Genomic DNA, 20,784 nt, shown 5'->3' on the forward strand with positions numbered 1-20,784 from the left:
AAAATAAAGACGGGAAATGAAAAATCAAGGTGCCAAATCAAACACCAACACCTCGGCGTCTTGGCCGTGGGTTAATGCAATGGTGGTTTCGTTGTCAAGCAAAGCGGCGTCCCCAGTGGTCAGCGCCACGCCGTTGACGTGCAAGCTGCCGCGAATGAGGTGAACGTAGGCTTTGCGGCCTGGTGCGATGGTGAGCGTGGCCGACTCATCGCCATCAAACAAACCGGCGTACAGCGCAGCATCGGCGTGAATCTTCACCACCGCGTTGTCGGGCGCTGCAATACGACTCAGAGCGCCGCGCTTGGATGCAGGCGGCACTTGTTTTTGCTCGTAGCTCGCAGGAATGCCGCGCACATTGGGCTCAATCCAAATTTGAAAAAAGTGCGTCACTTCTTGTGGCGCGTGGTTGAACTCGCTGTGCTGCACGCCGCTGCCAGCGCTCATGCGCTGCACGTCACCGGGTGGAATGCCTTTGACGTTGCCCATGCTGTCTTTGTGCGCCAAGTTGCCACTCAGCACGTAGCTGATGATTTCCATGTCGCGGTGGCCGTGCGTGCCAAAGCCAGTGCCGGGCGCAATGCGGTCTTCGTTGATGACACGCAAATTGCCCCAACCCATGAACTCGGGGTCGTAGTAGTGGGCAAACGAAAAGCTGTGAAACGACTTGAGCCAGCCGTGATCGGCATAGCCTCGGTCTTGTGATTTGCGAACGGTCAACATAGCGTGTGCTCCTTGTTGGGTATGGCATGAACTTTAGGCCCCCACCCCACCTTTGCCATGCACGGCATTTGATGGCATCATTCAAATTATTTGAACGATAAACCCCTTTTGGCATGACATCCCCCCGTGACGTCCTCACCCCCGACTCGCTCTCGATGCTGCACGCGATCGAAAAAGCAGGCAGCTTTGCAGCGGCTGCACGCACGTTGGGCGTGGTCCCCAGCGCCCTCACCTACCGTGTGCGCCAAATCGAAGATGCACTGGATGTGCTGCTGTTTGACCGCAGCTCTCGCCAAGCCAAGCTCACCGCCGCAGGTCATGAACTCATGCGTGAAGGCGAACGCCTGCTGGCCGACATGGACGCCATTGCCAACCGCGTCAAACGCGTGGCCACAGGATGGGAAAGCCAATTCACCCTCGCGGTCGACGGCATCATCGACCGCACAACCGTGATGGAGCTGTGTGAAGCCTTCCTCGCCCTCAACGCCCCCACACGCCTGAAGCTGCGCGACGAAACGCTCACCGGCACGCTCGAGGCGCTCACCAGCGGTCAAGCCGATTTGGCGCTAGGCATTGCAGGCTCGTTCAGCGAAAACGGCACGGCCACCGGCATTCACAGCCACGCCCTTGGGCAGATGCGGTTTGTGTTTGCCGTGGCGCCCCATCACCCCTTAGCCCAAGCCCCCGAGCCCTTGAGCGATGCACTCATCGGCCAACACCGCGCCGTGGCCGTGGCTGATTCGGTGCAACGCGGCGCAGGCGTGACGATTGGCCTGCTTCCAGGGCAAGACGTGTTCACCGTATCCGACATGAGCAGCAAAATTCAAGCGCAAGTGCGTGGCCTCGGCGTGGGCTTTGTGCCCGAGTTGATGGTGCAGCCCTTGATTGATCAAGGCGTGTTGGTGGTGCGTGAGGTAGACCGCCCGCAACGTGTGGCCCAACTCAGTTACGCTTGGCGCATCCCTGATGGCAGCGAAGGTGAGCGCGGTGGACGCGCTTTGCAGTGGTGGCTCAAACAACTCAAGAGCACCGCCACACGCGCAGCGCTATTGGTGAACCCCCGATTCAATTCATCCACACGGAAGGTGTAGAGTGCAACCATGACCTTGAACATCGCCATCATTGGAGCCGGCATCGCTGGCATCACCGCCGCCCGCACTTTGGCCAACGCTGGCCACCATGTGCAGGTGTTTGAAAAAAGCCGTGGCCCCGGTGGACGCATGTCCACCCGCGAAAGCAACTTCGGCACGTTTGACCACGGCGCACAGTACTTCACCGTGCGCGACCCACGCTTCTCGCTGGCCCTGCAAGCCGTGCCCGGCACCACCGACATTTGCCGCCCTTGGAGCGCCAACGCTGTGCGCGTGCTCGACCCGCTGGGCCATGTGTTTGAAGCAGCACGCGCCAGCAAAGAAGCCCACTTCGTTGCCAAGCCCGGCATGAATGCCTTGGTGCGCCACTGGGCGGAGCCCTTGGGCAAAGCCATTCACAACAACACGCAAATCACCCGCCTAGAGCGTGGCACCAAAGGTTTGTGGACGCTGCACACCGGCGACCACAAGTTCACAGGATTCGACCATGTGCTGTTGGCCATCCCTTCGGTGCAAGCCGTCAACTTGCTCAAAGCCTCGGGCAAAGACGCTGCCGATGCACATTGGCTCAAAGCCATGAACGCGGTTGAAGTAGCGCCATGCTGGACGATGATGGTGGCCTTCCCCAACGCCACACAACCCAATCTGCACATTGGCCCGCAATGGAACGCTGCTCGCAGCATTCACCACCGCATTGCATGGCTGGCCCGCGAGTCCTCCAAGCCAGGACGCGGAAAGGTCGAGCGTTGGACGGTGCAAGCCAGCGCCGCTTGGTCTGCCGAGCACATCAACGACACCGATGCGCGTGTGCAAGCCAAACTCTTGCGCGCCTTTGCCGAACTCACCGGCATTCGCGCAGAGCCTGCACACACACAAGTGCACCGCTGGCTCTACGCCAAAACCATCACACCACTCGGCGTGTCGCACCAATACAACCCAGCCAACGGCTTGGGCACCTGCGGCGACTGGCACTTAGGCCACCGCGTGGAAGATGCGTTTGTCTCAGGCCTAGAACTCGCATTGGCCGTTTGCCAATCAGCCAAGCGTTTGTAATTGACGTACATCGGTCGATTCGCTCCCTCCCCCACGGGCCCGCTACATGCGGGCTCGCTTGTTGCGGCCCTCGCCAGCTGGCTCGATGCACGTGCGCACAATGGCCAATGGCTGGTGCGCATGGAAGACGTTGACACCCCACGCTGCATCCCTGGTGCAGATCAAACCATCCTGCAACAGCTCAAGCTCTGCGGCTTGGTGAGCGATGCGCCCGTCATGTACCAATCGCAACGCAACGAGGCCTACCAAACCGCGCTGGACACCTTGATCGCCAAAGACTGGGCTTACCCCTGCGGCTGCTCGCGCAAGGAAATTGAAGACACCCAGGCCCAACTGGGCCACACCCGCGAACGCCACACCGCAGCCGTGTACCCCGGCACTTGCCGTGATGGTTTGAATGGCAAAGCCCCACGCGCTTGGCGGCTCAATGTGCAGCGCGTCATCGACGATTTACAACTGCCCACACCGATGACTTGGCAAGACCGTTTGCTTGGAGATCAACGCCAAGACGTGCCCCATGAGGTAGGCGACTTCGTGCTACGCCGCGCCGATGGCCTATGGGCCTACCAACTCGCCGTGGTGGTGGACGATGCCGCTCAAGGCATCACCCACATCGTGCGCGGCGAAGACTTGACCGACAACACCGCACGGCAAATCGTGTTACAACGCGCATTGGGTTTACCCACGCCGAGCTACATGCATACGCCATTGGTGCTGGGTGAGAACGGGGAAAAACTCAGCAAACAAAACGGGGCGCAGGCTTTGGATTTAGCCAACCCGCTGCAAGCCTTGAACCAAGCCGCGCAGGCCTTGGGGTTGCCTGCTACCCCAGCGCACACACCCATGGTGCAAGCCTTGACTGTGTGGATTGATGCGTGGGGCGCAGCCCAGTAGCTACACACCGCGATAATCACGGCTTGTTTGAAAAGCTAGCCCGTGATGACTTCTGCCGATTTGCCCTCTTCCTCTGACAACCAACACGCCAAAACGGACGCTCCCTTTATGCGCGTCATCAAAACCTATGTGCTGCGTGCAGGCCGCATGGGTTCGGGCCAAGTGCGGGCGTTTGAGCAGTTCGGTCCTCAATTTTTGGTGCCATACACACCTGAGCGTTTAGATGCGGCCGCGACCTTTGGCCGCGCTGCACCTTTGATTTTGGAAATTGGTTTTGGCATGGGCGACGCCACCGCCAAGATTGCGCACACGCGCCCTGACGACAACTTTTTATGCTGCGAAGTTCACGCCCCAGGCGTGGGTGCGCTGCTCAAGCGTTGCGGTGAAGAAAGCATTGGCAACATCCGCATCCTGCAACACGACGCGGTCGAAGTGATGGACCACATGCTGGGTGAAAACAGCCTAGACGGCGTGCACATCTTCTTCCCCGACCCTTGGCACAAAAGCCGCCACCATAAGCGACGCTTGATTCAGTCCCCGTTCGTCAACCGCTTGGCCAAGCACATCAAGCCCGGCGGCTATTTGCACTTGGCGACCGATTGGGAACCGTATGCAGAGCAAATGCTCGAAGTGCTGTCGGCCGAAGGTTTGTTGAAAAACACAGCCACCGATCCCAGCGGTTTCGCCGAAAAACCCGCCTACCGCCCCCTCACCAAGTTTGAAAACCGTGGCTTGAAACTCGGCCACGGCGTGTGGGACTTGGTGTTCATCAAGGTTTAAGGACGCGCATGCGCATCCCCACGCGCAACGGCGTAGGCGCCAGCCGCGTGTCGCTACCCGCCGGGCCTTGGCCCACGGTGCTGGATTTTTTGCTAGAGCGCATGCCCGACATTTCGCGCGACGAATGGCTACAACGCTTTGCCGACCAACTGGTGCTCAACGACAACGCGCAGCCCGTGGCAGCCACGCAGGCCTACACGCCGCACACCAAGCTCTACTACTACCGCCACATCGCCGATGAGCCTGTACTGCACGAAAAAGCCAGCATCGTGTTTGAGGACGAGCACTTGATCGTGGCGGACAAACCGCATTTCATGCCCGTCACACCTGCAGGCCGTTATGTGCAGCAAAGCCTGTTGGTGCAACTCAAGCACCTCACTGGCAACGACGACCTAGTGCCCCTGCACCGCATCGACCGCGAAACGGCGGGACTTGTGATGTTTGGCAAACGTATAGCTGACCGCGATGCCTACCACGCCCTGTTTCGCGACAAAGCCATGCACAAGGTGTACGAGGCAGTGGCTGCGTACAACCCTGCGATTGAATTGCCACGCACGCACATCAGCCGCTTGCAGCCGGACGAACTATTTTTCAGAACCCAAGAAGTGGATGGCGAGCCCAACAGCGAAACACGCATTCGTCTGCTCAAGGTGGAAGGCACGCGTGCGCTGTATGAGCTAGAGCCCGTCAGCGGCAAACGCCACCAACTGCGCGTGCACATGATGGCGTTGGGTTTTCCGCTAGAGGGCGATCAGTTTTACCCCACCGTGCTGCGTGGCCCAGATGACGAAGAGGACTTCAGCAACCCGTTGCAGCTGCTGGCCAAACGCGTGGCTTTCACTGACCCCGTGACGGGCGAGGCCAGAGAGTTTCACAGCGCGATGCGTTTGAGCATTGCGCTGTGAAAAAGCGTTAAGCCTTGATTTCTCGTGCCGTGATTTGGTACTTGAACGTGTCAGGCGCGTAAGAGTCTGCGCGACCATCCACCGTTTCGGCCACGGGGTACATCAAGAAGCCCAAGCGGTCTTCTTTGCTGCCGGGCAAAGCCACATCGTGCGCGGTGTTCCAGCCCATCCAGTTGCCTTCCCAGCCGCCGAACAAACGGTTGTACACGGGCTGCACCACGGCGTTGTCAGTGCGCTTGATCCACTCGGGCGTTTCTAAGCGCATCACTTTGGCCACATCGGCGGGGTCCATCGCGACCCAACCGTGGGCTTGCAAATACACCTCGGCGCGGCAGTGTTGCGCGCCTTTCAAGCTAGCGGGGTTGCCCGACAACTCTTTGTAGCCAAAGGCCGAAGGCACCAAGCGAATGCCGTACACATCGCGTGCGGGCACGCCCACCGAGCGGCACAGGCCCACAAACAAGGCGTTGATGTCGGCGCACTTGCCGCCCAAGTTCCCCGTCTCCAGCATGGTTTTGATGTCGCCCTCGCCGCAGCCGCGTGTCTTGGGTTCACGCCATGCGTTGGCCACGACCCAGTCGTAAATGGCGCGTGCTTTTTGCGCGTCGGTCTTGGCGCCTTGCGTGGCTTTGAGGGCCGTAGTGCGCACAATGCCGTCGGTGGGCAACAACTTGGTGGGGCGGGTGTAGTAGTACAAGGTACCTGCGTCTTCACGCGTGAAGGCATGCGCAGAAGGCTTGCTGATGTCCACGAAACGGCTTTGGGTTTGCACACGGCTGGTCACTTCGACAAACGGGGTCACGCCAGCGGCGAACTCGGTGTAGAGCATACGAGCACCGTCTGTGCCGTCACTGGTCATGCGTGAGGTGCCGTTGCTGCTGAAATTACTTTCTAACGAACGTTGCCAATCCGAGTTGATGCTGGGCACGGGCAACCACACACGAGAGGCTGCATTTTTGACATCGGCCAAGTCCACGCGGGTAGTGATTTCAAACGTGCGCCACTGGCCCGCTTGTGGCTCGAAACGGCGAGCGGCTGGAGAAGATGTTTGGGCCAAGGCAAAGCCAGGCACACCACTGAGGGCGCACGCAGCTGCGGCCCCCTTGAGAAGGGAACGACGCACGAGAGTCATGAAAGAGAGCTCCGAATAAATGAAGAGACCTGTCGGCACATACCTAGATGCCCCGAAGGCAGGTCACGATGCGCAGAACACGCAAAGCGGATGGATTATGGCTTGTGCGGTGCAGGCTTGGCAGCGGCGTTCGGGGCGGAGGTGTTTTGGCGTAGATCGGCCAGCCATGCATTGGCTTGTGCCCCACTCCAATCTACGTCACCCATGATGCGCCAGCGGGCTGGGCCATTGGGCGCGATGAGGATGGTGGTGGGATACACCGTCACGCCCCAGCGTTTGGCGAGTTCACCTTTGGCATCAGAGATGACAGGAAACGTCAGGCCCGTGCTTTGCATGTAACGCGCCGCGCGTGCAGCGGGTTCACGCACATTGATAGTAAGCACCACGGTTTGGCTATCGCTGATGTCATGCAAAGTTTGCAGCGTGGGCAACTCGTCTTTGCACGGGGCGCACCATGTGGCCCAAAAGTTGAGCACCACCACTTTGCCTAATAGCTCTGTGGTGTTCCATGTTTTGCCTTGCAAATCGACAGCGTCAAGTGCTGGCGTAGCCACTTTGGCGGGCCATGTGGTTTTGTCAAACTGCGCCCATGCGTTGGATGCGAAAAAGCTCGTCCCCAACAACGCCAAGAGCACGCCAAGAAAAAGGCCCAACACGGGTTGGGCCTTTGTTTGCACGATGGTGCGTGAGTTCATTTGAATCAAACGCGCTCAGCCACCCATGCTTGCACGCTGGCCAGCGCTTTGGGCAAGGCTGCGGCATCGCTGCCACCGGCCATGGCCATGTCGGGCTTGCCGCCGCCTTTGCCGCCCACTTGTTGAGCGACAAAGTTGGCCATTTCACCCGCTTTGACTTTGGCGGTGTGGTCAGCTGTCACGCCTGCGGCGATGTTGACTTTCTCGCCATCCACCGCAGCCAACACGATGACCGCAGACTTCATCTTGTCTTTGAGCTTGTCCATGGTGTCGCGCAAGGTTTTCACGTCTGCGCCTTCGAGCTTGGCCACCAAGAGCTTGACGCCCTTCACATCCACCGCTTGCGTCATCAACTCGTCGCTTTGCGCAGAAGCCACTTTGCCTTTGAGGGCAGAGACTTCTTTTTCGAGTGTTTTGATTTGCTCCAACACTTGGGCCAAACGTGCGTTGAGCTCTGTCGGTGGCGCTTTGAGTGCGCCAGCGGCTTGAGCCACGGAGTCTTCGAGCGATTGCAAATAAGCCAGCGCGTTGGCGCCTGTAACAGCTTCAATACGGCGCACACCAGCGGCCACACCACCTTCGGCCACGACTTTGAACAAGCCAATGTCGCCCGTGGCTTTGACGTGCGTACCACCGCACAACTCGCGGCTAGAGCCGATGTCGAGCACGCGCACGGTCTCGCCGTACTTCTCACCGAACAACATCATCGCGCCTGTTTTCTGAGCGGACTCGATGTCCATCACACGGGCTTGCGCCGCAGCGTTAGCCAAAATTTCGGCGTTGACCTTCGCTTCGATCTCGCGAATCTGCGCATCAGTCACAGGGGCGTTGTGCGCAAAGTCAAAGCGTGTGCGCTCGGCATTCACCAAGCTGCCTTTTTGTTGCACATGATCGCCCAGCACTTCACGCAAGGCTTTGTGCATCAAGTGGGTGGCGCTGTGGTTGCGCACGGTAGCGGCACGCACGGCCATATCCACTTGAGCATCCACATGGTCACCCACGGCCAAGGTGCCTTGGGTGAGCGTGCCGTGGTGGCCGTACACATCGGCTTTGATCTTCGAGGTGTCTTCCACCGCGAACTTGGCTGAGCCGCTGACCAACACGCCTCGGTCGCCCACTTGGCCACCGCTTTCGGCATAGAAAGGTGTGGTGTCCAACACCACCACGCCGCTTTGGCCATTTTTCAATTCAGCCACGGAGTTGCCGTCCACATACACAGCCAACACTTTGGCCGTGGCTTTGAGCTCGTCGTAGCCCACAAACGCATTGCCTGCGCCGGTGTATTCCAAAGCCTTGTCCATCTTGAACTTGCCTGCGGCGCGGGCTTGGCTCTTTTGTTTTTCCATGGCGGCGGCAAAGCCTGCTTCGTCCACGGTCAGGTTGCGCTCGCGGCACACGTCGGCCGACAAGTCGAGCGGGAAACCGTAGGTGTCGTGCAGCTTGAAGGCCACTTCGCCTGGCAACACTTTGACGCCGCCTTCCAGGGCACTGTCCAAAATTTGCATGCCCACTTCGAGGGTTTCGAAGAAGCGTTCTTCTTCGGCCTTCAACACCGACGCAATGCGCTCGGCTTGGCTGGCCATATTGGGGTAGGCATCGCCCATGAGCTTGACCAAGTCAGGCACGAGCTTGTGGAAAAACGGTTTTTTCTGACCCAACAAATACCCGTGGCGAATGGCGCGGCGAATGATGCGGCGTTGCACATAGCCACGGCCTTCGTTGCTGGGCACCACGCCATCGCTCACCAAGAACGAAGTGGCACGGATGTGGTCGGCAATCACGCGCAGGCTCTTGTGGCCCAAGTCTTTACAACCTGTTTCACGTGCGGCGGCTTTGATGAGCGCATCGAACAAGTCAATTTCGTAGTTGCTGTGCACGTGCTGCAAGATGGCGGCCAAGCGCTCGAGGCCCATGCCCGTGTCCACGCAAGGTGCGGGCAAGCGAGTGACGCTGCCGTCTTCGGCCATGTTGAACTGCATGAACACGTTGTTCCAAATTTCAATGAAGCGGTCGCCGTCTTCGTCGGGGCTGCCGGGAGGGCCACCAGGAATTTCAGGGCCGTGGTCGTAGAAAATTTCAGAGCAAGGGCCGCAAGGGCCGGTGTCGGCCATCATCCAGAAGTTGTCGCTCTTGTAGCGGCCGCCTTTGTTGTCGCCAATGCGAATCACGCGCTCAGGTGGCAGGCCAATTTCCTTGGTCCAAATGTCGTAGGCCTCGTCGTCCTCTTGGTAGACGGTGGCCAGCAAGCGGTCGGCGGGCAGCTTGTAAACCTCGGTCAACAACTCCCAAGCCCACTTGAGCGATTCACGTTTGAAGTAGTCGCCAAACGACCAGTTGCCCAACATCTCGAAGAAGGTGTGGTGGCGGGCGGTGTAGCCCACGTTTTCCAAGTCGTTGTGTTTGCCACCGGCGCGCAAGCAGGCTTGCACCGAGGCGGCGCGCACGTACGAGCGTTTGTCGGTGCCCAAGAACACGTCTTTGAACTGAACCATGCCCGAGTTGGTGAACATCAAGGTGGGGTCGTTGCCCGGCACCAAGGGGCTGGAAGCCACGACCGTGTGGCCTTTGGACTCGAAAAAGTCCAAGAATGTTTTACGAATGTCTGCGACGGTGAATTGTTTTTGGGTCATCCTCAAATTATAAGTTTCACGCGCCCCCGCCCCTTTTGAATCACCTAGGTGTCAGGGGCCGTAGCCCGTGCGCGTTATGCTTTGCCCCATTGTTTTGGAGACCCACATGGACATAAAGACATCACCGCTCTCGCTCTTAAATGACCCCACCCTGCTCAAGACCGATGCCTTGATCAACGGCCAATGGGTCAAAGGCGCCAGCCGCTTTGATGTGCATGACCCCGCCACCGGCCAAAAACTCGCCGATGTGGCCAACCTAGGCCCTGCTGATGCCACCGCCGCCATTGACGCTGCCAACGCCGCATGGCCCGCATGGCGCAACAAAACCGGCAAAGAACGCAGCATCTTGCTGCGCAAGTGGTTTGACCTGCTCATGGCCAACCAGGAAGACTTAGGCCGCTTGATGACCGCCGAGCAAGGCAAGCCGTTTGCCGAAGCCAAAGGCGAAGTGGCCTATGGCGCGAGCTTTGTGGAGTGGTTTGCCGAAGAAGCCAAGCGCGTCAATGGCGAAACCCTGCCCCAGTTTGACAACAACCGCCGCTTGATGGTCTTGAAGCAACCCATCGGCGTGTGCGCCGCCATCACGCCGTGGAACTTCCCGCTGGCCATGATCACCCGCAAAGTGGCCCCAGCTTTGGCGGCGGGCTGCCCCGTGGTCATCAAGCCCGCCGAGCTCACTCCCCTTACCGCATTGGCTGCGGCAGAGCTGGCGGTGCGTGCGGGCATTCCGGCAGGGGTGATCAACATCCTCACCGCCGACAGCGACAACAGCATTGCCGTGGGCAAAGTGTTTTGCGCCAGCGATGTGGTGCGCCACATCAGCTTTACGGGCTCTACCGAGGTGGGCCGCATCCTCATGGCTCAATCAGCCCCCACAGTGAAAAAGCTGTCGCTGGAGCTGGGCGGCAACGCGCCCTTCATCGTGTTTGACGATGCCGACATTGACAGCGCCGTGGAAGGCGCCATGGCCAGCAAATACCGCAACGCCGGCCAAACCTGTGTGTGCGCCAACCGCATTTACGTGCAAGACGGCGTGTACGACGAGTTTGTTCAAAAATTTGCCAACAAAGTGAAGTCGCTCAAAGTGGGCAACGGCTTTGACGCCGATGTGGTGCAAGGCCCGCTCATTGAGCCAGCGGCGCTTGAAAAAGTGGAGCGCCATGTGCAAGACGCGATTGCCAAAGGTGGCAAGGTGCTGGCCGGTGGTCACAAACTGCAAGGTCAATTTTTTGAACCCACCGTGATTGCCGACGCACGCGCAGACATGATGTGCGCCCGTGAGGAAACCTTTGGCCCCTTTGCGCCTGTGTTCCGCTTTCACAAAGAACAAGAAGCCATTGACGCAGCCAACCACACCGAGTTTGGCTTGGCCAGCTATTTCTACAGCCGCGACATTGGCCGCATCTACCGCGTGAGCGAAGCGCTGGAGTACGGCATGGTGGGTATCAACGTGGGCATCATCGCCACCGAGCATGTGCCGTTTGGTGGTGTCAAGCAGTCTGGCTTAGGACGCGAAGGTTCTAAACATGGCATGGAGGAATACCTCGAAATGAAGTATTTGTGCTTGGGCGACATCCTCAAATAAGTTAAAAAGCCTTTGAAAACGTAGGTCTACGTGGTTTTACGGAAATTTCAACAAAATCGGTGTATACAATTCACAGTAGCTTACCTATGTAAGAAAAGGCATATCTATCATGGAATCTAAACAAATCTATCTGCGCTTTCTCAACCTGATCCACGCATTGGATGGCGGAGCGAATGCGCCTGCGATGGACTTGGATGCCAAAAAGCTACTCGAAGTGATTGCTGTGCGTCACGCTCAAGAAAAACCTTTGACCGTGACAGATGCCATGGCACTTAACAGCATCGCATCTCCCGCCACGATTCACCGAAAACTCGACCAACTGCGCGAACTTGGCATGATCGATACCGTGTTTGAAGGCAAAAACCGTCGCACCAAATATTTGGTGCCAACCCCTTGCGCGCACGCCTACTTTGAACAAGTGGGTCAAGTGATGCAACAGGCACTGGCTCAAGCATAAAAAGCCCAGTCCCGTTTGCAAAAAGCATCCCTAGTGGATGCTTTTTTGTTTTTAGCGAATGCTGTTTTCGCAGCGCTTTTTGATTTTGTCTGTGGTGATACGACGGCAGTACTTTATGTCGTTCTCCACTTTGCCCATGCATAAATTCAGCAAATCGTTGCTGCCTATTTTTTGGCAATGCGACTTGTCATTGGTATCGATGGCGCGACAGTAGTTGGCCTTGTCTTTGTCTTTGATGTCGTTGCAGGCTTGTGCAGATGCCAACATGGGCAACGCCAAAAATGAAGCCATGCATATTTGGATGATTGTTTTCATACTGTCCTCCGCATCAAAAATCCACATTTGAAATGCTAGTCCAGTTTGACAGCCCCTACAATGAGTGCCGATGCGGGTGTCGTTCAATGGTAGGACTCTTGCTTCCCAAGCAAATAACGTGGGTTCGATTCCCATCACCCGCTCCAATGAGAAGCTTCGTATAGGATTGCCTTCAACTGGCAAACATGTGCATCGCGACAAGCAGTAAAAAGCCAGCAAATGACTTCTGCAATTTGTCTCGATTTATTACTTGGGACACCCTAGCGCCCCATGCCGCAAAGAAAAGACTACTGGCACTGATGCCTACAAAGGCTGGCCAATGCACATAGCCCCAAGTATTTGGTAAATTTGGCCCCACAAGGCCCATGCCAACAGCGCCAATCATGGAAATAAAAATCGCCACTGCTGAACTCACCACCACGGCATCCCTCATATCTGTGCCCCTGGTAACCAAATATGGAACAGTCATTGCGCCACCACTGACACCCAAAAGGGTTGAAATGTGACCAATCACGACCCCCACGCCAATCAGTTCAGTGGGCTGGGGTGAGACATCTGAAGTTATTCGGACGGGTTGTCGAAGCATTGAAATTGCCATAATGAGGGCAAAAAATCCAAAGCCTAGTTTGAGCCCTACTGTCGGCAAGCTCGCGACAAGTGACACAGCGAGCACGGCCCCCATACCCACACCAGCTGTGAGCCACACGCCAACACCAGGCCTGATACGTTTTGCACGCCAATGGATCCATGTACTGGTAAGGGAGGTAATGACGATACATGCCAGAGAAGTCGCTACTGCGAAATGCATGACATCAGGCCCCAGTAGCGGATCGTCCCTCCAAAGCACATACAAGGTTGGCACGATCACCAAACCACCTCCGACGCCAAAAAGACCAGCTGTGAATCCCCCTGCGGCACCTACTAGAAAAAAAATCAATATCAAGCTCATCATGCAGGCAATGGCATGAATTGCCCGAAGGCACTTTGGCAAAAACCTAACACGGACTTATCCTGCCATCCAAAATCCGATACGTGACCTATAAGAATCAAGTGGTCGCCAGCTGGAACCAATTCATGCAGCTCGCAATCGAAAAAGGCAACGGCATCTGACAGACGTAGACACTGATTTTTTTGACGATTGACCTCTACCCCGATAAAACGTGAGGCCATATCACCCGTTGCAAATTGCCGTGCTAAGCCTTGTTGATTCGTAGACAAAACACTCACACTGAAACGACCAGAGCGAGTAAAAGCGTCCAAACTAGAGGCCGCTCTACGAATGCTCCATAAAACCAATCGAGGCTCAAGAGAAACTGATGCAAATGAATTGCAAGTCATTCCCCAGTCTGCCCCCTCCCATCGCGTTGTAACAACCGTCACACCGGTTGCAAAACACGACAACGCCCTCTTGTAATCAGCTTGGGATTGATCTGGGCGCGGTAAATCAAGAACTGCAAGATCGTCTGTCAAGTGTCTCATTGAGTACCTTTATTGAGAGATCATGAACGGAGTTAAGGAACTTCATGGCCGTTGGCCAACTCATACAGCTCAAACCATGTCTGACGATCCATAGACACTTTCAATGCATCAGCAAAATGTCGGATCCGATCCACTTGATTGCTGCCCATAATTGGGACAACGCCAACGGGGTGATACATCAACCACGCCATTGCGATGGCCGTGGCATCTACATGATGCGCAAGAGCAAGCGCAGCCAGTTTTGGAGCCAGTCTTGCAGCTGCAGTCTCAGGTTGGCCGGCTTGGTGATGAAGGCGCCCTCCACCCAGTGGAGACCAAGCCATGATGGGCATCCTGTGCTGCTGCGCATGAGCGATTTGGCCATTGGTCAACGCGGATGTACATAAGAGGCTCATTTCAATTTGATTGGTCTGCAATTGATGACGCATGCACGATTGCAGCAAATCCACATCCCAAGGCATGTAATTGGACACGCCAACGCCGCGAACTTTGCCTGAATCAATCAGCTGATCAAGACAATTCCCCAAAGCACTCGCATCACACAAGGGATCAGGGCGATGGATGAGGAGCAAATCAATGTTGTCCACACCTATACGCTTTAACGAACGCTCAACACTTTCACGAACATGTGCAGCACTTGTGTCGTAATGTTTCACACGTGTTTGCGGCCACTTTCTTGACATCAACATGATGTCTGTCTTAGTAACAATTTCAATTTCATCACGCAGAGATGGTCTCGCCTTGAGCGCGTCGCCAAACAATTGTTCGCACGCATAGTCACCATAAATATCTGCATGGTCGAATGTCGTGATGCCTTGCGCCAAGCAGGCATCAATTCGAGCCAAATTAGTCGCCACACTGCAATCTTTAGCCTCAGATAGACGCCATACACCATATGCCATCTGACTGATATGCTGACCGTTAGGTAATGTGATTCGTTTCATGATGAATTTAAATTTCCAATTCCAACTAAGACGTTTATTGGAAGGCACCCTAGCGACGCGCCCCCACACCTAAGGGCGTCGCCGGTGTAGTTGAGGGCACACGACCATAGGCTTGAGCCAAAGAGACAGTTTTAAGATGAGGCAAAACCTTGGTTCCAAATTGTTCACACTCATTCAGATGCGGATAGCCCGAGAAAATAAAGGCACGAATTCCCATCTTCATGTAATCGTGAATTTCAGACAAAACCTGATCGACACTTCCGACTAGTGCAGCACCACACCCACTGCGAGCTCGGCCAACACCAGTCCAAAGATGCGGCTCGATATAACCATCTTCGTCGGCGATTTCACGATTCGAACTTTGGAATGCCACGCCTAAGCTTTTTGCGTCTAGCGCTCGATTTCGAATAGCTTGACCAGCTTGATCATCGAGCTGCGAAACTAACTCTCTGGCGTATTCCCTCGCCTCAGTTTCGGTGTCACGAACAATCATGTGTACCCTCAACCCATAGTCCAATACGCGCCCATACTTTTGGGCCTGAGCGTGTACGTCACGCATGCGCTGAGCAAGGGTCTCCTTAGGCTCTGGCCACATCAAATAGGTGTCGCAATGTGCACCGCACAGCTCTAACGCATCCGGACTGTAGCCACCAAAGTAAAGTAAAGGTCCACCTTGGGTCTGGTAAGGACGAACTGGATCTGTACTCAAGCCCTTGATTTGATAAATCTGCCCTTCGTAATTGATTTCATCCTGAGTCCAGGCTTGCTTCAAAATTTCGACTACTTCCCAGCTACGGCGATAACGATAGGCACTGTCGGCTTGCTCCCCAGGAAAGTCAGAGGAAATCACATTCAAAGTCAGGCGCCCCTCTAGTAAATGATCAAGCGTGGCAACCGTTCGAGCAAGCATGGCAGGCTGCAGCTCTCCGCACCGAATAGCTGCCAACATGTTCATTTGCTTGATTTGAGGTGCCATGGCCGCCACGAAACTCAGGGTGTCCTGTCCCACCTGATAAGACGATGGACACAAAATATTTCGAAAACCTAACTCATCCGCCCTCTTAGCAATGCGACTCGTGTTCGCCCAGTTGCTTCGGTAATTGCCATCAGGAACACCCAAATATTGAAAGTCATCTGAACAAAGTGGCGCAAACCACGCGATCTCAGCGCCATCAATTGACTCACCTTTGACAGGAACAACGCTCATAACACCCCTCCAAAAACTATGAATGAATAGTATATGAATTGATAGACTTTAATTTAAGGGTTTATGCTTAGCAACCGTGTTTTGACATACTTGTCTTATGACAACGCCAATTCCAGCTAAACCATTACCGGTCTATTTGCAAATCGCTGAGTTATTAGCACGTCGGATCAAGGCTGGTCACTGGCGAGAAGATGAACGCTTACCGACTGAGGCAGAACTGTCCACACAATTGAATGTCGCTGTAGGCACATTGCGCAAGTCATTGGCACTGCTCGCTAAGCAGGGCGTAGTTGAGCGAATTCAAGGATCAGGCACTTACGTCAAAAAAGCGGCAGGCACAGGGCAAATCTATGAGCTCTTTCGCTTGGAACTGAATTCAGGACCAGGTTTACCAACCGCATTAATCTTGGATGTCAGCCTTGAACTTCGCCCAGCTGATGTACCCGCTTTTGGGAATGGCAGGAGTACTCACGCGTGGCGAGTTCGTAGGCTTCGCTCGCTAAGTCACGTGCCAGTTGCATTGGAAGAGATTTGGTTTAACGGAGACCATGTGCAAAATTTGTCAGTGCACACCTTGGGTGACTCCATGTATCTGTTTTACCAAGAAAATTTTGGCATTTGGATTGCGCGCGTAGAGGATCGTATATCTGTTGACACAGCTCCAATGTGGGCCTGTCCCCCTTTTGGTATCAGTCCAGGACAGCCGACAGGATTCATTGAGCGTGTGTCACGAACATCAACAAATGAAGTTGCTGAGTTTTCACAAACATGGTTTGATCCATCTATGTGCTGCTACTCCTCTCGGTTGAGCCAATGAAACGTTTCATTTCAGTTGTGCAACTGCAGACTCCCAACTAGCAAGCCTACTTTGAGCCTGATCGGAACTCCATTGCGGTTCAAACACGCGCTCAATGCGCATTTGATTGCGCAGCGAGAGAGGGTCCTGAAAAACCTGAATATGCAAGCCCGCCAATAAAGCGGCGCCTAACGCTGTGGTTTCCAAGGTTTGAGGGCGCAAGACTGGTATCCCCATCAAATCGGCTTGCATCTGCATGAGTAAATTGTTCGCACAGGCACCTCCGTCAACTCTCAAAGCCTTGACTTGACAATCCTTCATTCCATGTGCATCACGCTGCATTGCTTGCAAAAGAACAGCACTTTGTAAGGCAATGCTTTCCAAAGCAGCACGCGCGATATGCGCCACAGTAGTACCCCGTGTCAGACCTTGGATGCTGCCTCTTGCATGCGGTAACCAGTAAGGTGCACCTAACCCTGTAAATGCAGGGACTAAAACTACACCTTGGGTATCCGGCACGCTGCAGGCCAGTGCTTCAACCTCGCTGCTGTGTTGAATAGCCCTCAGTCCATCACGCAACCATTGAACTACAGCCCCCCCCATAAACACACTTCCCTCAAGAGCGTAAGTTAGCCCTGAGTCGGCCCCAAAACTTGTAGCACAAGTCGTGATAAGTCCATTGCGACTCGTTAAGGCCTGCTCTCCAGTGTTCATCAGCATGAAACATCCAGTGCCGTAGGTGTTTTTCACATCACCGGGTGAAACACCGGCCTGTCCCAGAAGCGCAGATTGCTGATCTCCCGCCACCCCTCCAATAACGGGAACATGGCCAGCTCCTAACAAGCCCGGCTGCACGCGACCGAAATCGCCAACCGATGGCAGAACATGAGGCAAAACTTGGCGAGGAATATCGAACAAAGCTAACAGCTCATCGTCCCATTCACCTGAATGAATATTGAGCAACAAAGTTCTGCTGGCATTCGTGATATCAGTTACGTGACTTCTACCCCCTGTCAATTGCCAGATCAGCCATGTATCCACCGTTCCAAACGCCAACTCGCCACGCTGTGCTTTTTCTCTAGCTCCTGGAACGTTGTTTAGCAACCAGCGCAACTTGGTCGCGGAAAAATAGGGATCTATACGTAAGCCCGTGAGTTCTTGGATGCGTAACTCATGCCCCTTCGCCTTCAGCTCAAGGCAAAAGCCCTCGGTTCGACGGTCCTGCCAAACAATGGCGTTATAAATTGGTTTCCCTGTATGACGATCCCAAAGCAGAGTGGTCTCACGCTGATTGGTAATTCCGATTGCAGCAATTTCATTGATAGAAAGTTGACCTTTTTCAAGCACTTGAAGAATGGTTTGAAGCTGACTATTCCAAAGGTCTTCTGGTCGGTGCTCGACCCAACCAGGCTCAGGGTAAATCTGCTCAAACTCTTGCTGAGCCATGCTGTGCACTACGCCATCCTGGGTAAAAACAATGGCACGAGAGCTGGTTGTTCCTTGATCAAGTGCAAGTAAAAAAATAGGCTCGGGCATGACAAGGAGTTCCTTCTAAATCAGGTTCAATCTGGTGCGATCACGCAATTTACATTTTGTTCGTGAAGTAGGCCTTCAAATTCAGGCCCAGGTCTAGCGTCGGTATAAAGCGTATGCACAACATGAATCGGGGCCATTTCGATCATTGCCGTGCGCCCAAACTTACTCGCGTCTGCGACTAAGCAAACCTGTCGAGAATTAGCGACGATAGCCCGGGCTACCATGACTTCACGCATATCGAAATCACGTAAAGAGCCATCGGCATCAATGCCACTGATGCCAATCAAACCGAAGTCAACCTTAAATTGGCGAATAAACGAAAGTGCCGCTTCACCCACCACGCCCAAATCTTCAGATCGCACAGCACCACCCGCGACCACTACTTCGCAATTTGGGTTAACAGCCAAGATTTTTGCAACATGCAAGTTATTGGTCACCACACGTAAATCACGGTGATGAATTAACTCAGCGGCAACTGCCTCGACTGTGGTGCCGATGTTCATGAATAGGCTCGCGCCAGGAGGGATTGCTGCAGCCACCGATCTAGCGATACGTTGTTTAGCTTGCGCGTTGGTGCGCTGACGTTCAACATAGGCGGTGTTTCGCGTGATACTGTCCAGCACGCGAACTCCCCCGTGAAAACGTTCCAGCGCACCAGCCTCGCTGAGTCGTTGGATATCACGCCGAACTGTTTGTAACGTAGTTCCCAATTGAACAGCAATCGCTTCGGTTTTCAGCGCGCCGTGTTCGCGCACCGCTTGCAAGAGTGCCAGCTGCCTAGGATTAAGAGCCCGAGTCATGAGAGCGTTATATCCTTTCAATTCACTCGAATTTCTAGGGATTACGAGCATGCTCACCCCCTTCGTTTTCAAGCTATAAACTCACATACGAATCAAAAACAACACAAAAAATTCATCTTTTTTGACTTTTCATGATTAGGCCTGATCTTAACCAATGGACAGCCTCCCAAAGCTCGCATCACTTCGATGTGGTCGTAGTAGGCGGAGGAGCCACTGGCCTTGGTGTTGCAGTTCAGGCTGCTTTAGAAGGGCGAAGGATTGCATTGATTGAAGGTCGGGATTTCGCCAGTGGTACATCTTCCCGCTCCACGAAATTGCTTCATGGCGGGGTACGCTATTTGGCGCAGGGCCAGTTTCGACTTATTCAAGAGGCATTGCGTGAACGCTCGATCATGCTTAAGCTTGCCCCACACTTGGCACAACCGATACCGTTCGTAGTGGCAGAGCGGAAATGGTCATCTTGGTTAGTTTCAAGTCTTGGACTCAACATTTATCAAATGCTGTCCAGGAATCTCAGTCTCGGACCCACCGCAGGTGTTTCATCAAAAGCTCTTCACCAAATTGCACCAACTTTGCCACCAGCGGCAGCTGGCGTACGTTATTGGGACGGTCAATTTGATGATGCCCGCTATGCAATAGCGCTTGCACAAACCGCCAATGCCGCAGGGGCAATGATTCGCAACCACACGTTGGTCACGAGCTTGCAAAATAACGCAGAGGGTTGGACCCTGGGGCTGAGAGACAGCTTCGACGGAACAACCAGCCAAATAAGAACCCGTTGTGTTGTAAATGCAACGGGGGTGTGGGTTGACGATTTGCGGCACCAATTACTAACCTCCCCTAAAACAAGTGGAGGAGCATCCTCAAGCAAGCATTTATCAGATCGATGGGTACAACCCAGCCAAGGCGTTCATTTGGTGGTCAGTCGCGAGGTATTGCCATTGAACGAGGCTGTCTTGGTGCCTCGAACAAGAGATGGACGCGTACTTTTTGCAATTCCTTGGCTGGGATCAATAGTAATTGGCACCACTGACACGCCTCGAAATGATGCACCGCTGGAACCTCGCCCCTACAGTCATGAATTGAAATTTCTGTTCGAAGAGTCGCATCGACACTTGGGCGTCAAGTTACACATCAGTGACATAAAAAGCGTTTGGGCCGGGTTGCGTCCTTTGGTCAATCGCACATCTGATGAACGCACCACAAGCCAGATCTCTCGTGAGCACTTGATTGTTCGAGAACAACCGGGCTTCATCACAGTCACTGGCGGCAAGTGGACCACCTACCGATCAATGGCCGAGTTGGTGATGAAATCCTTGGTCGAGTCAAATGATCTGCCTGCGTCTTCTGTACATGCGCAGACTCAGAATCACGCACTGAAAGGTGCACCCGCCTTCGCGACTCATCGTCTGAGGGACGCTCCCAGTTTGAATTTGTATGGAACAGCTAGCGCGATTATTCAAGACATGACTGGACCCAATGACACCATAGGACTTGGACTCACCGAACACATGGTCAGATACAGTGCCCGAAATGAATGGGCCGTCACGGTAGAAGACATGCTCGCTCGACGTTGGCGCGCCTTGTTCCTAGATGCTCGAATGGCAAAGGTGATGGCCCCAAAAGTGGCCAGATACCTACAAGCCGAGACTGGCATCAATCCGCAGTTGCATGATTTCGAAATACTCTGTGACCAATACACTCTTTCCGAGATTTCTCAAGGTCATGATTGACTGACTCAGGAAACAACTTTTGACTTGGAGAC

Annotated in this window: 20 protein-coding genes and 1 tRNA gene; 10 read left to right on the top strand and 11 right to left on the bottom strand. The window is 54.7% G+C overall.

The window, feature by feature from the left end; genetic code table 11:
• Nucleotides 1-24: 24 nt before the first annotated feature.
• On the bottom strand, nucleotides 25-720 hold the full coding sequence (locus QMG27_RS08190) for a pirin family protein (protein WP_281810571.1): 696 nt from the start codon (nucleotides 718-720) through the stop codon (nucleotides 25-27).
• Between the two features lie 113 nt (nucleotides 721-833).
• Here QMG27_RS08190 and QMG27_RS08195 point away from each other — a divergent pair, with 113 nt between their 5' ends.
• From QMG27_RS08195 to QMG27_RS08215, 5 genes are read left to right on the top strand one after another with little or no spacing between them, the layout of a single operon-like run.
• A complete protein-coding gene (locus tag QMG27_RS08195; RefSeq protein WP_281810572.1) occupies nucleotides 834-1,811 on the top strand; it encodes a LysR family transcriptional regulator in 978 nt (325 codons plus the stop codon).
• A gap of 9 nt (nucleotides 1,812-1,820) precedes the next feature.
• On the top strand, nucleotides 1,821-2,864 hold the full coding sequence (locus QMG27_RS08200) for an FAD-dependent oxidoreductase (protein ID WP_281810573.1): 1,044 nt from the start codon (nucleotides 1,821-1,823) through the stop codon (nucleotides 2,862-2,864).
• A complete protein-coding gene (gluQRS, locus tag QMG27_RS08205) occupies nucleotides 2,865-3,758 on the top strand; it encodes a tRNA glutamyl-Q(34) synthetase GluQRS (protein ID WP_281810574.1) in 894 nt (297 codons plus the stop codon). It begins immediately after the preceding gene.
• Between the two features lie 45 nt (nucleotides 3,759-3,803).
• On the top strand, nucleotides 3,804-4,538 hold the full coding sequence (gene trmB, locus QMG27_RS08210; RefSeq protein WP_281810575.1) for a tRNA (guanosine(46)-N7)-methyltransferase TrmB: 735 nt from the start codon (nucleotides 3,804-3,806) through the stop codon (nucleotides 4,536-4,538).
• 8 nt (nucleotides 4,539-4,546) lie between these two features.
• Entirely contained in the window at nucleotides 4,547-5,443 is an 897-nt protein-coding gene (locus tag QMG27_RS08215; RefSeq protein ID WP_281810576.1) for a pseudouridine synthase, read from the top strand.
• A gap of 7 nt (nucleotides 5,444-5,450) precedes the next feature.
• Here QMG27_RS08215 and QMG27_RS08220 read toward each other — a convergent pair whose 3' ends face one another.
• The 3 genes from QMG27_RS08220 to alaS all read right to left on the bottom strand — a co-directional run bounded on the left by QMG27_RS08220 (nucleotide 5,451) and on the right by alaS (nucleotide 9,900).
• Nucleotides 5,451-6,575, bottom strand: a complete 1,125-nt coding sequence (locus tag QMG27_RS08220) for a transglutaminase domain-containing protein (protein ID WP_281810577.1) — start codon at nucleotides 6,573-6,575, stop codon at nucleotides 5,451-5,453.
• Nucleotides 6,576-6,670: 95 nt separating this feature from the next.
• Complete coding sequence (locus QMG27_RS08225) at nucleotides 6,671-7,270, bottom strand: TlpA disulfide reductase family protein (RefSeq protein WP_281810578.1); 600 nt, start codon at nucleotides 7,268-7,270, stop codon at nucleotides 6,671-6,673.
• Nucleotides 7,271-7,275: 5 nt separating this feature from the next.
• The gene (gene alaS / locus QMG27_RS08230; protein WP_281810579.1) at nucleotides 7,276-9,900 is read right to left on the bottom strand and encodes an alanine--tRNA ligase; all 2,625 of its coding nucleotides are present in this window, start codon (nucleotides 9,898-9,900) and stop codon (nucleotides 7,276-7,278) included.
• Between the two features lie 106 nt (nucleotides 9,901-10,006).
• On the opposite strand from alaS, the gene QMG27_RS08235 reads away from it, so the two are divergent.
• On the top strand, nucleotides 10,007-11,485 hold the full coding sequence (locus QMG27_RS08235; protein ID WP_281810580.1) for an NAD-dependent succinate-semialdehyde dehydrogenase: 1,479 nt from the start codon (nucleotides 10,007-10,009) through the stop codon (nucleotides 11,483-11,485).
• A 109-nt stretch (nucleotides 11,486-11,594) separates the two neighbouring features.
• Nucleotides 11,595-11,942 carry a hypothetical protein gene (locus QMG27_RS08240; protein ID WP_281810581.1) on the top strand — a complete coding sequence of 116 codons (348 nt, stop codon included), beginning with the start codon at nucleotides 11,595-11,597 and terminating at the stop codon, nucleotides 11,940-11,942.
• 51 nt (nucleotides 11,943-11,993) lie between these two features.
• Here the strand turns inward: QMG27_RS08240 and QMG27_RS08245 are convergent, their stop codons facing one another.
• Complete coding sequence (locus tag QMG27_RS08245; protein WP_281810582.1) at nucleotides 11,994-12,257, bottom strand: hypothetical protein; 264 nt, start codon at nucleotides 12,255-12,257, stop codon at nucleotides 11,994-11,996.
• A gap of 72 nt (nucleotides 12,258-12,329) precedes the next feature.
• On the opposite strand from QMG27_RS08245, the gene QMG27_RS08250 reads away from it, so the two are divergent.
• Nucleotides 12,330-12,403 (top strand) — tRNA-Gly (locus tag QMG27_RS08250).
• Between the two features lie 26 nt (nucleotides 12,404-12,429).
• On the opposite strand, the gene QMG27_RS08255 is transcribed toward QMG27_RS08250, so the two are convergent.
• Genes QMG27_RS08255 through QMG27_RS08270 form a run of 4 tightly spaced genes read right to left on the bottom strand, consistent with a single transcriptional unit; the run spans nucleotide 12,430 to nucleotide 15,887 of the window.
• Nucleotides 12,430-13,209, bottom strand: a complete 780-nt coding sequence (locus QMG27_RS08255) for a sulfite exporter TauE/SafE family protein (protein ID WP_281810583.1) — start codon at nucleotides 13,207-13,209, stop codon at nucleotides 12,430-12,432.
• Nucleotides 13,206-13,727, bottom strand: coding sequence for a flavin reductase family protein (locus QMG27_RS08260; protein ID WP_281810584.1), 522 nt, complete (start codon nucleotides 13,725-13,727; stop codon nucleotides 13,206-13,208). The genes QMG27_RS08255 and QMG27_RS08260 overlap by 4 nt, the downstream gene beginning before the upstream one ends.
• 41 nt (nucleotides 13,728-13,768) lie before the next feature.
• The gene (locus QMG27_RS08265) at nucleotides 13,769-14,680 is read right to left on the bottom strand and encodes an aldo/keto reductase (RefSeq protein WP_281810585.1); all 912 of its coding nucleotides are present in this window, start codon (nucleotides 14,678-14,680) and stop codon (nucleotides 13,769-13,771) included.
• Nucleotides 14,681-14,729: 49 nt separating this feature from the next.
• The gene (locus QMG27_RS08270) at nucleotides 14,730-15,887 is read right to left on the bottom strand and encodes an LLM class flavin-dependent oxidoreductase (protein ID WP_281810586.1); all 1,158 of its coding nucleotides are present in this window, start codon (nucleotides 15,885-15,887) and stop codon (nucleotides 14,730-14,732) included.
• A 97-nt stretch (nucleotides 15,888-15,984) separates the two neighbouring features.
• Between QMG27_RS08270 and QMG27_RS08275 the strand changes: the two genes are divergently transcribed.
• Complete coding sequence (locus QMG27_RS08275) at nucleotides 15,985-16,704, top strand: GntR family transcriptional regulator (protein WP_281810587.1); 720 nt, start codon at nucleotides 15,985-15,987, stop codon at nucleotides 16,702-16,704.
• A 6-nt stretch (nucleotides 16,705-16,710) separates the two neighbouring features.
• Here the strand turns inward: QMG27_RS08275 and glpK are convergent, their stop codons facing one another.
• Together glpK and QMG27_RS08285 are read right to left on the bottom strand one after the other, a co-directional pair.
• Nucleotides 16,711-18,219 (bottom strand): glycerol kinase GlpK, encoded by a 1,509-nt coding sequence (gene glpK / locus QMG27_RS08280; protein ID WP_281810588.1) that lies wholly within the window; start codon nucleotides 18,217-18,219, stop codon nucleotides 16,711-16,713.
• A gap of 26 nt (nucleotides 18,220-18,245) precedes the next feature.
• Entirely contained in the window at nucleotides 18,246-19,019 is a 774-nt protein-coding gene (locus tag QMG27_RS08285; protein ID WP_281810589.1) for a DeoR/GlpR family DNA-binding transcription regulator, read from the bottom strand.
• Nucleotides 19,020-19,150: 131 nt separating this feature from the next.
• Here QMG27_RS08285 and QMG27_RS08290 point away from each other — a divergent pair, with 131 nt between their 5' ends.
• Entirely contained in the window at nucleotides 19,151-20,752 is a 1,602-nt protein-coding gene (locus tag QMG27_RS08290) for a glycerol-3-phosphate dehydrogenase/oxidase (RefSeq protein WP_281810590.1), read from the top strand.
• Nucleotides 20,753-20,784 lie beyond the last annotated feature (32 nt).

It is taken from the genome of Limnohabitans sp. MORI2 (assembly GCF_027925025.1).
GTDB lineage: Bacteria > Pseudomonadota > Gammaproteobacteria > Burkholderiales > Burkholderiaceae_C > Limnohabitans.

Coding starts and splice junctions, on each gene's coding strand:
- QMG27_RS08190 (WP_281810571.1), bottom strand. CDS start 720: ATGTTGACCGTTCGCAAATCACAAGACCGAGGCTATGCCGATCACGGC.
- QMG27_RS08195 (WP_281810572.1), top strand. CDS start 834: ATGACATCCCCCCGTGACGTCCTCACCCCCGACTCGCTCTCGATGCTG.
- QMG27_RS08200 (WP_281810573.1), top strand. CDS start 1,821: ATGACCTTGAACATCGCCATCATTGGAGCCGGCATCGCTGGCATCACC.
- trmB (WP_281810575.1), top strand. CDS start 3,804: ATGACTTCTGCCGATTTGCCCTCTTCCTCTGACAACCAACACGCCAAA.
- QMG27_RS08215 (WP_281810576.1), top strand. CDS start 4,547: ATGCGCATCCCCACGCGCAACGGCGTAGGCGCCAGCCGCGTGTCGCTA.
- QMG27_RS08220 (WP_281810577.1), bottom strand. CDS start 6,575: ATGACTCTCGTGCGTCGTTCCCTTCTCAAGGGGGCCGCAGCTGCGTGC.
- QMG27_RS08225 (WP_281810578.1), bottom strand. CDS start 7,270: ATGAACTCACGCACCATCGTGCAAACAAAGGCCCAACCCGTGTTGGGC.
- alaS (WP_281810579.1), bottom strand. CDS start 9,900: ATGACCCAAAAACAATTCACCGTCGCAGACATTCGTAAAACATTCTTG.
- QMG27_RS08235 (WP_281810580.1), top strand. CDS start 10,007: ATGGACATAAAGACATCACCGCTCTCGCTCTTAAATGACCCCACCCTG.
- QMG27_RS08240 (WP_281810581.1), top strand. CDS start 11,595: ATGGAATCTAAACAAATCTATCTGCGCTTTCTCAACCTGATCCACGCA.
- QMG27_RS08245 (WP_281810582.1), bottom strand. CDS start 12,257: ATGAAAACAATCATCCAAATATGCATGGCTTCATTTTTGGCGTTGCCC.
- QMG27_RS08255 (WP_281810583.1), bottom strand. CDS start 13,209: ATGATGAGCTTGATATTGATTTTTTTTCTAGTAGGTGCCGCAGGGGGA.
- QMG27_RS08265 (WP_281810585.1), bottom strand. CDS start 14,680: ATGAAACGAATCACATTACCTAACGGTCAGCATATCAGTCAGATGGCA.
- QMG27_RS08270 (WP_281810586.1), bottom strand. CDS start 15,887: ATGAGCGTTGTTCCTGTCAAAGGTGAGTCAATTGATGGCGCTGAGATC.
- QMG27_RS08275 (WP_281810587.1), top strand. CDS start 15,985: ATGACAACGCCAATTCCAGCTAAACCATTACCGGTCTATTTGCAAATC.
- glpK (WP_281810588.1), bottom strand. CDS start 18,219: ATGCCCGAGCCTATTTTTTTACTTGCACTTGATCAAGGAACAACCAGC.
- QMG27_RS08285 (WP_281810589.1), bottom strand. CDS start 19,019: ATGACTCGGGCTCTTAATCCTAGGCAGCTGGCACTCTTGCAAGCGGTG.
- QMG27_RS08290 (WP_281810590.1), top strand. CDS start 19,151: ATGATTAGGCCTGATCTTAACCAATGGACAGCCTCCCAAAGCTCGCAT.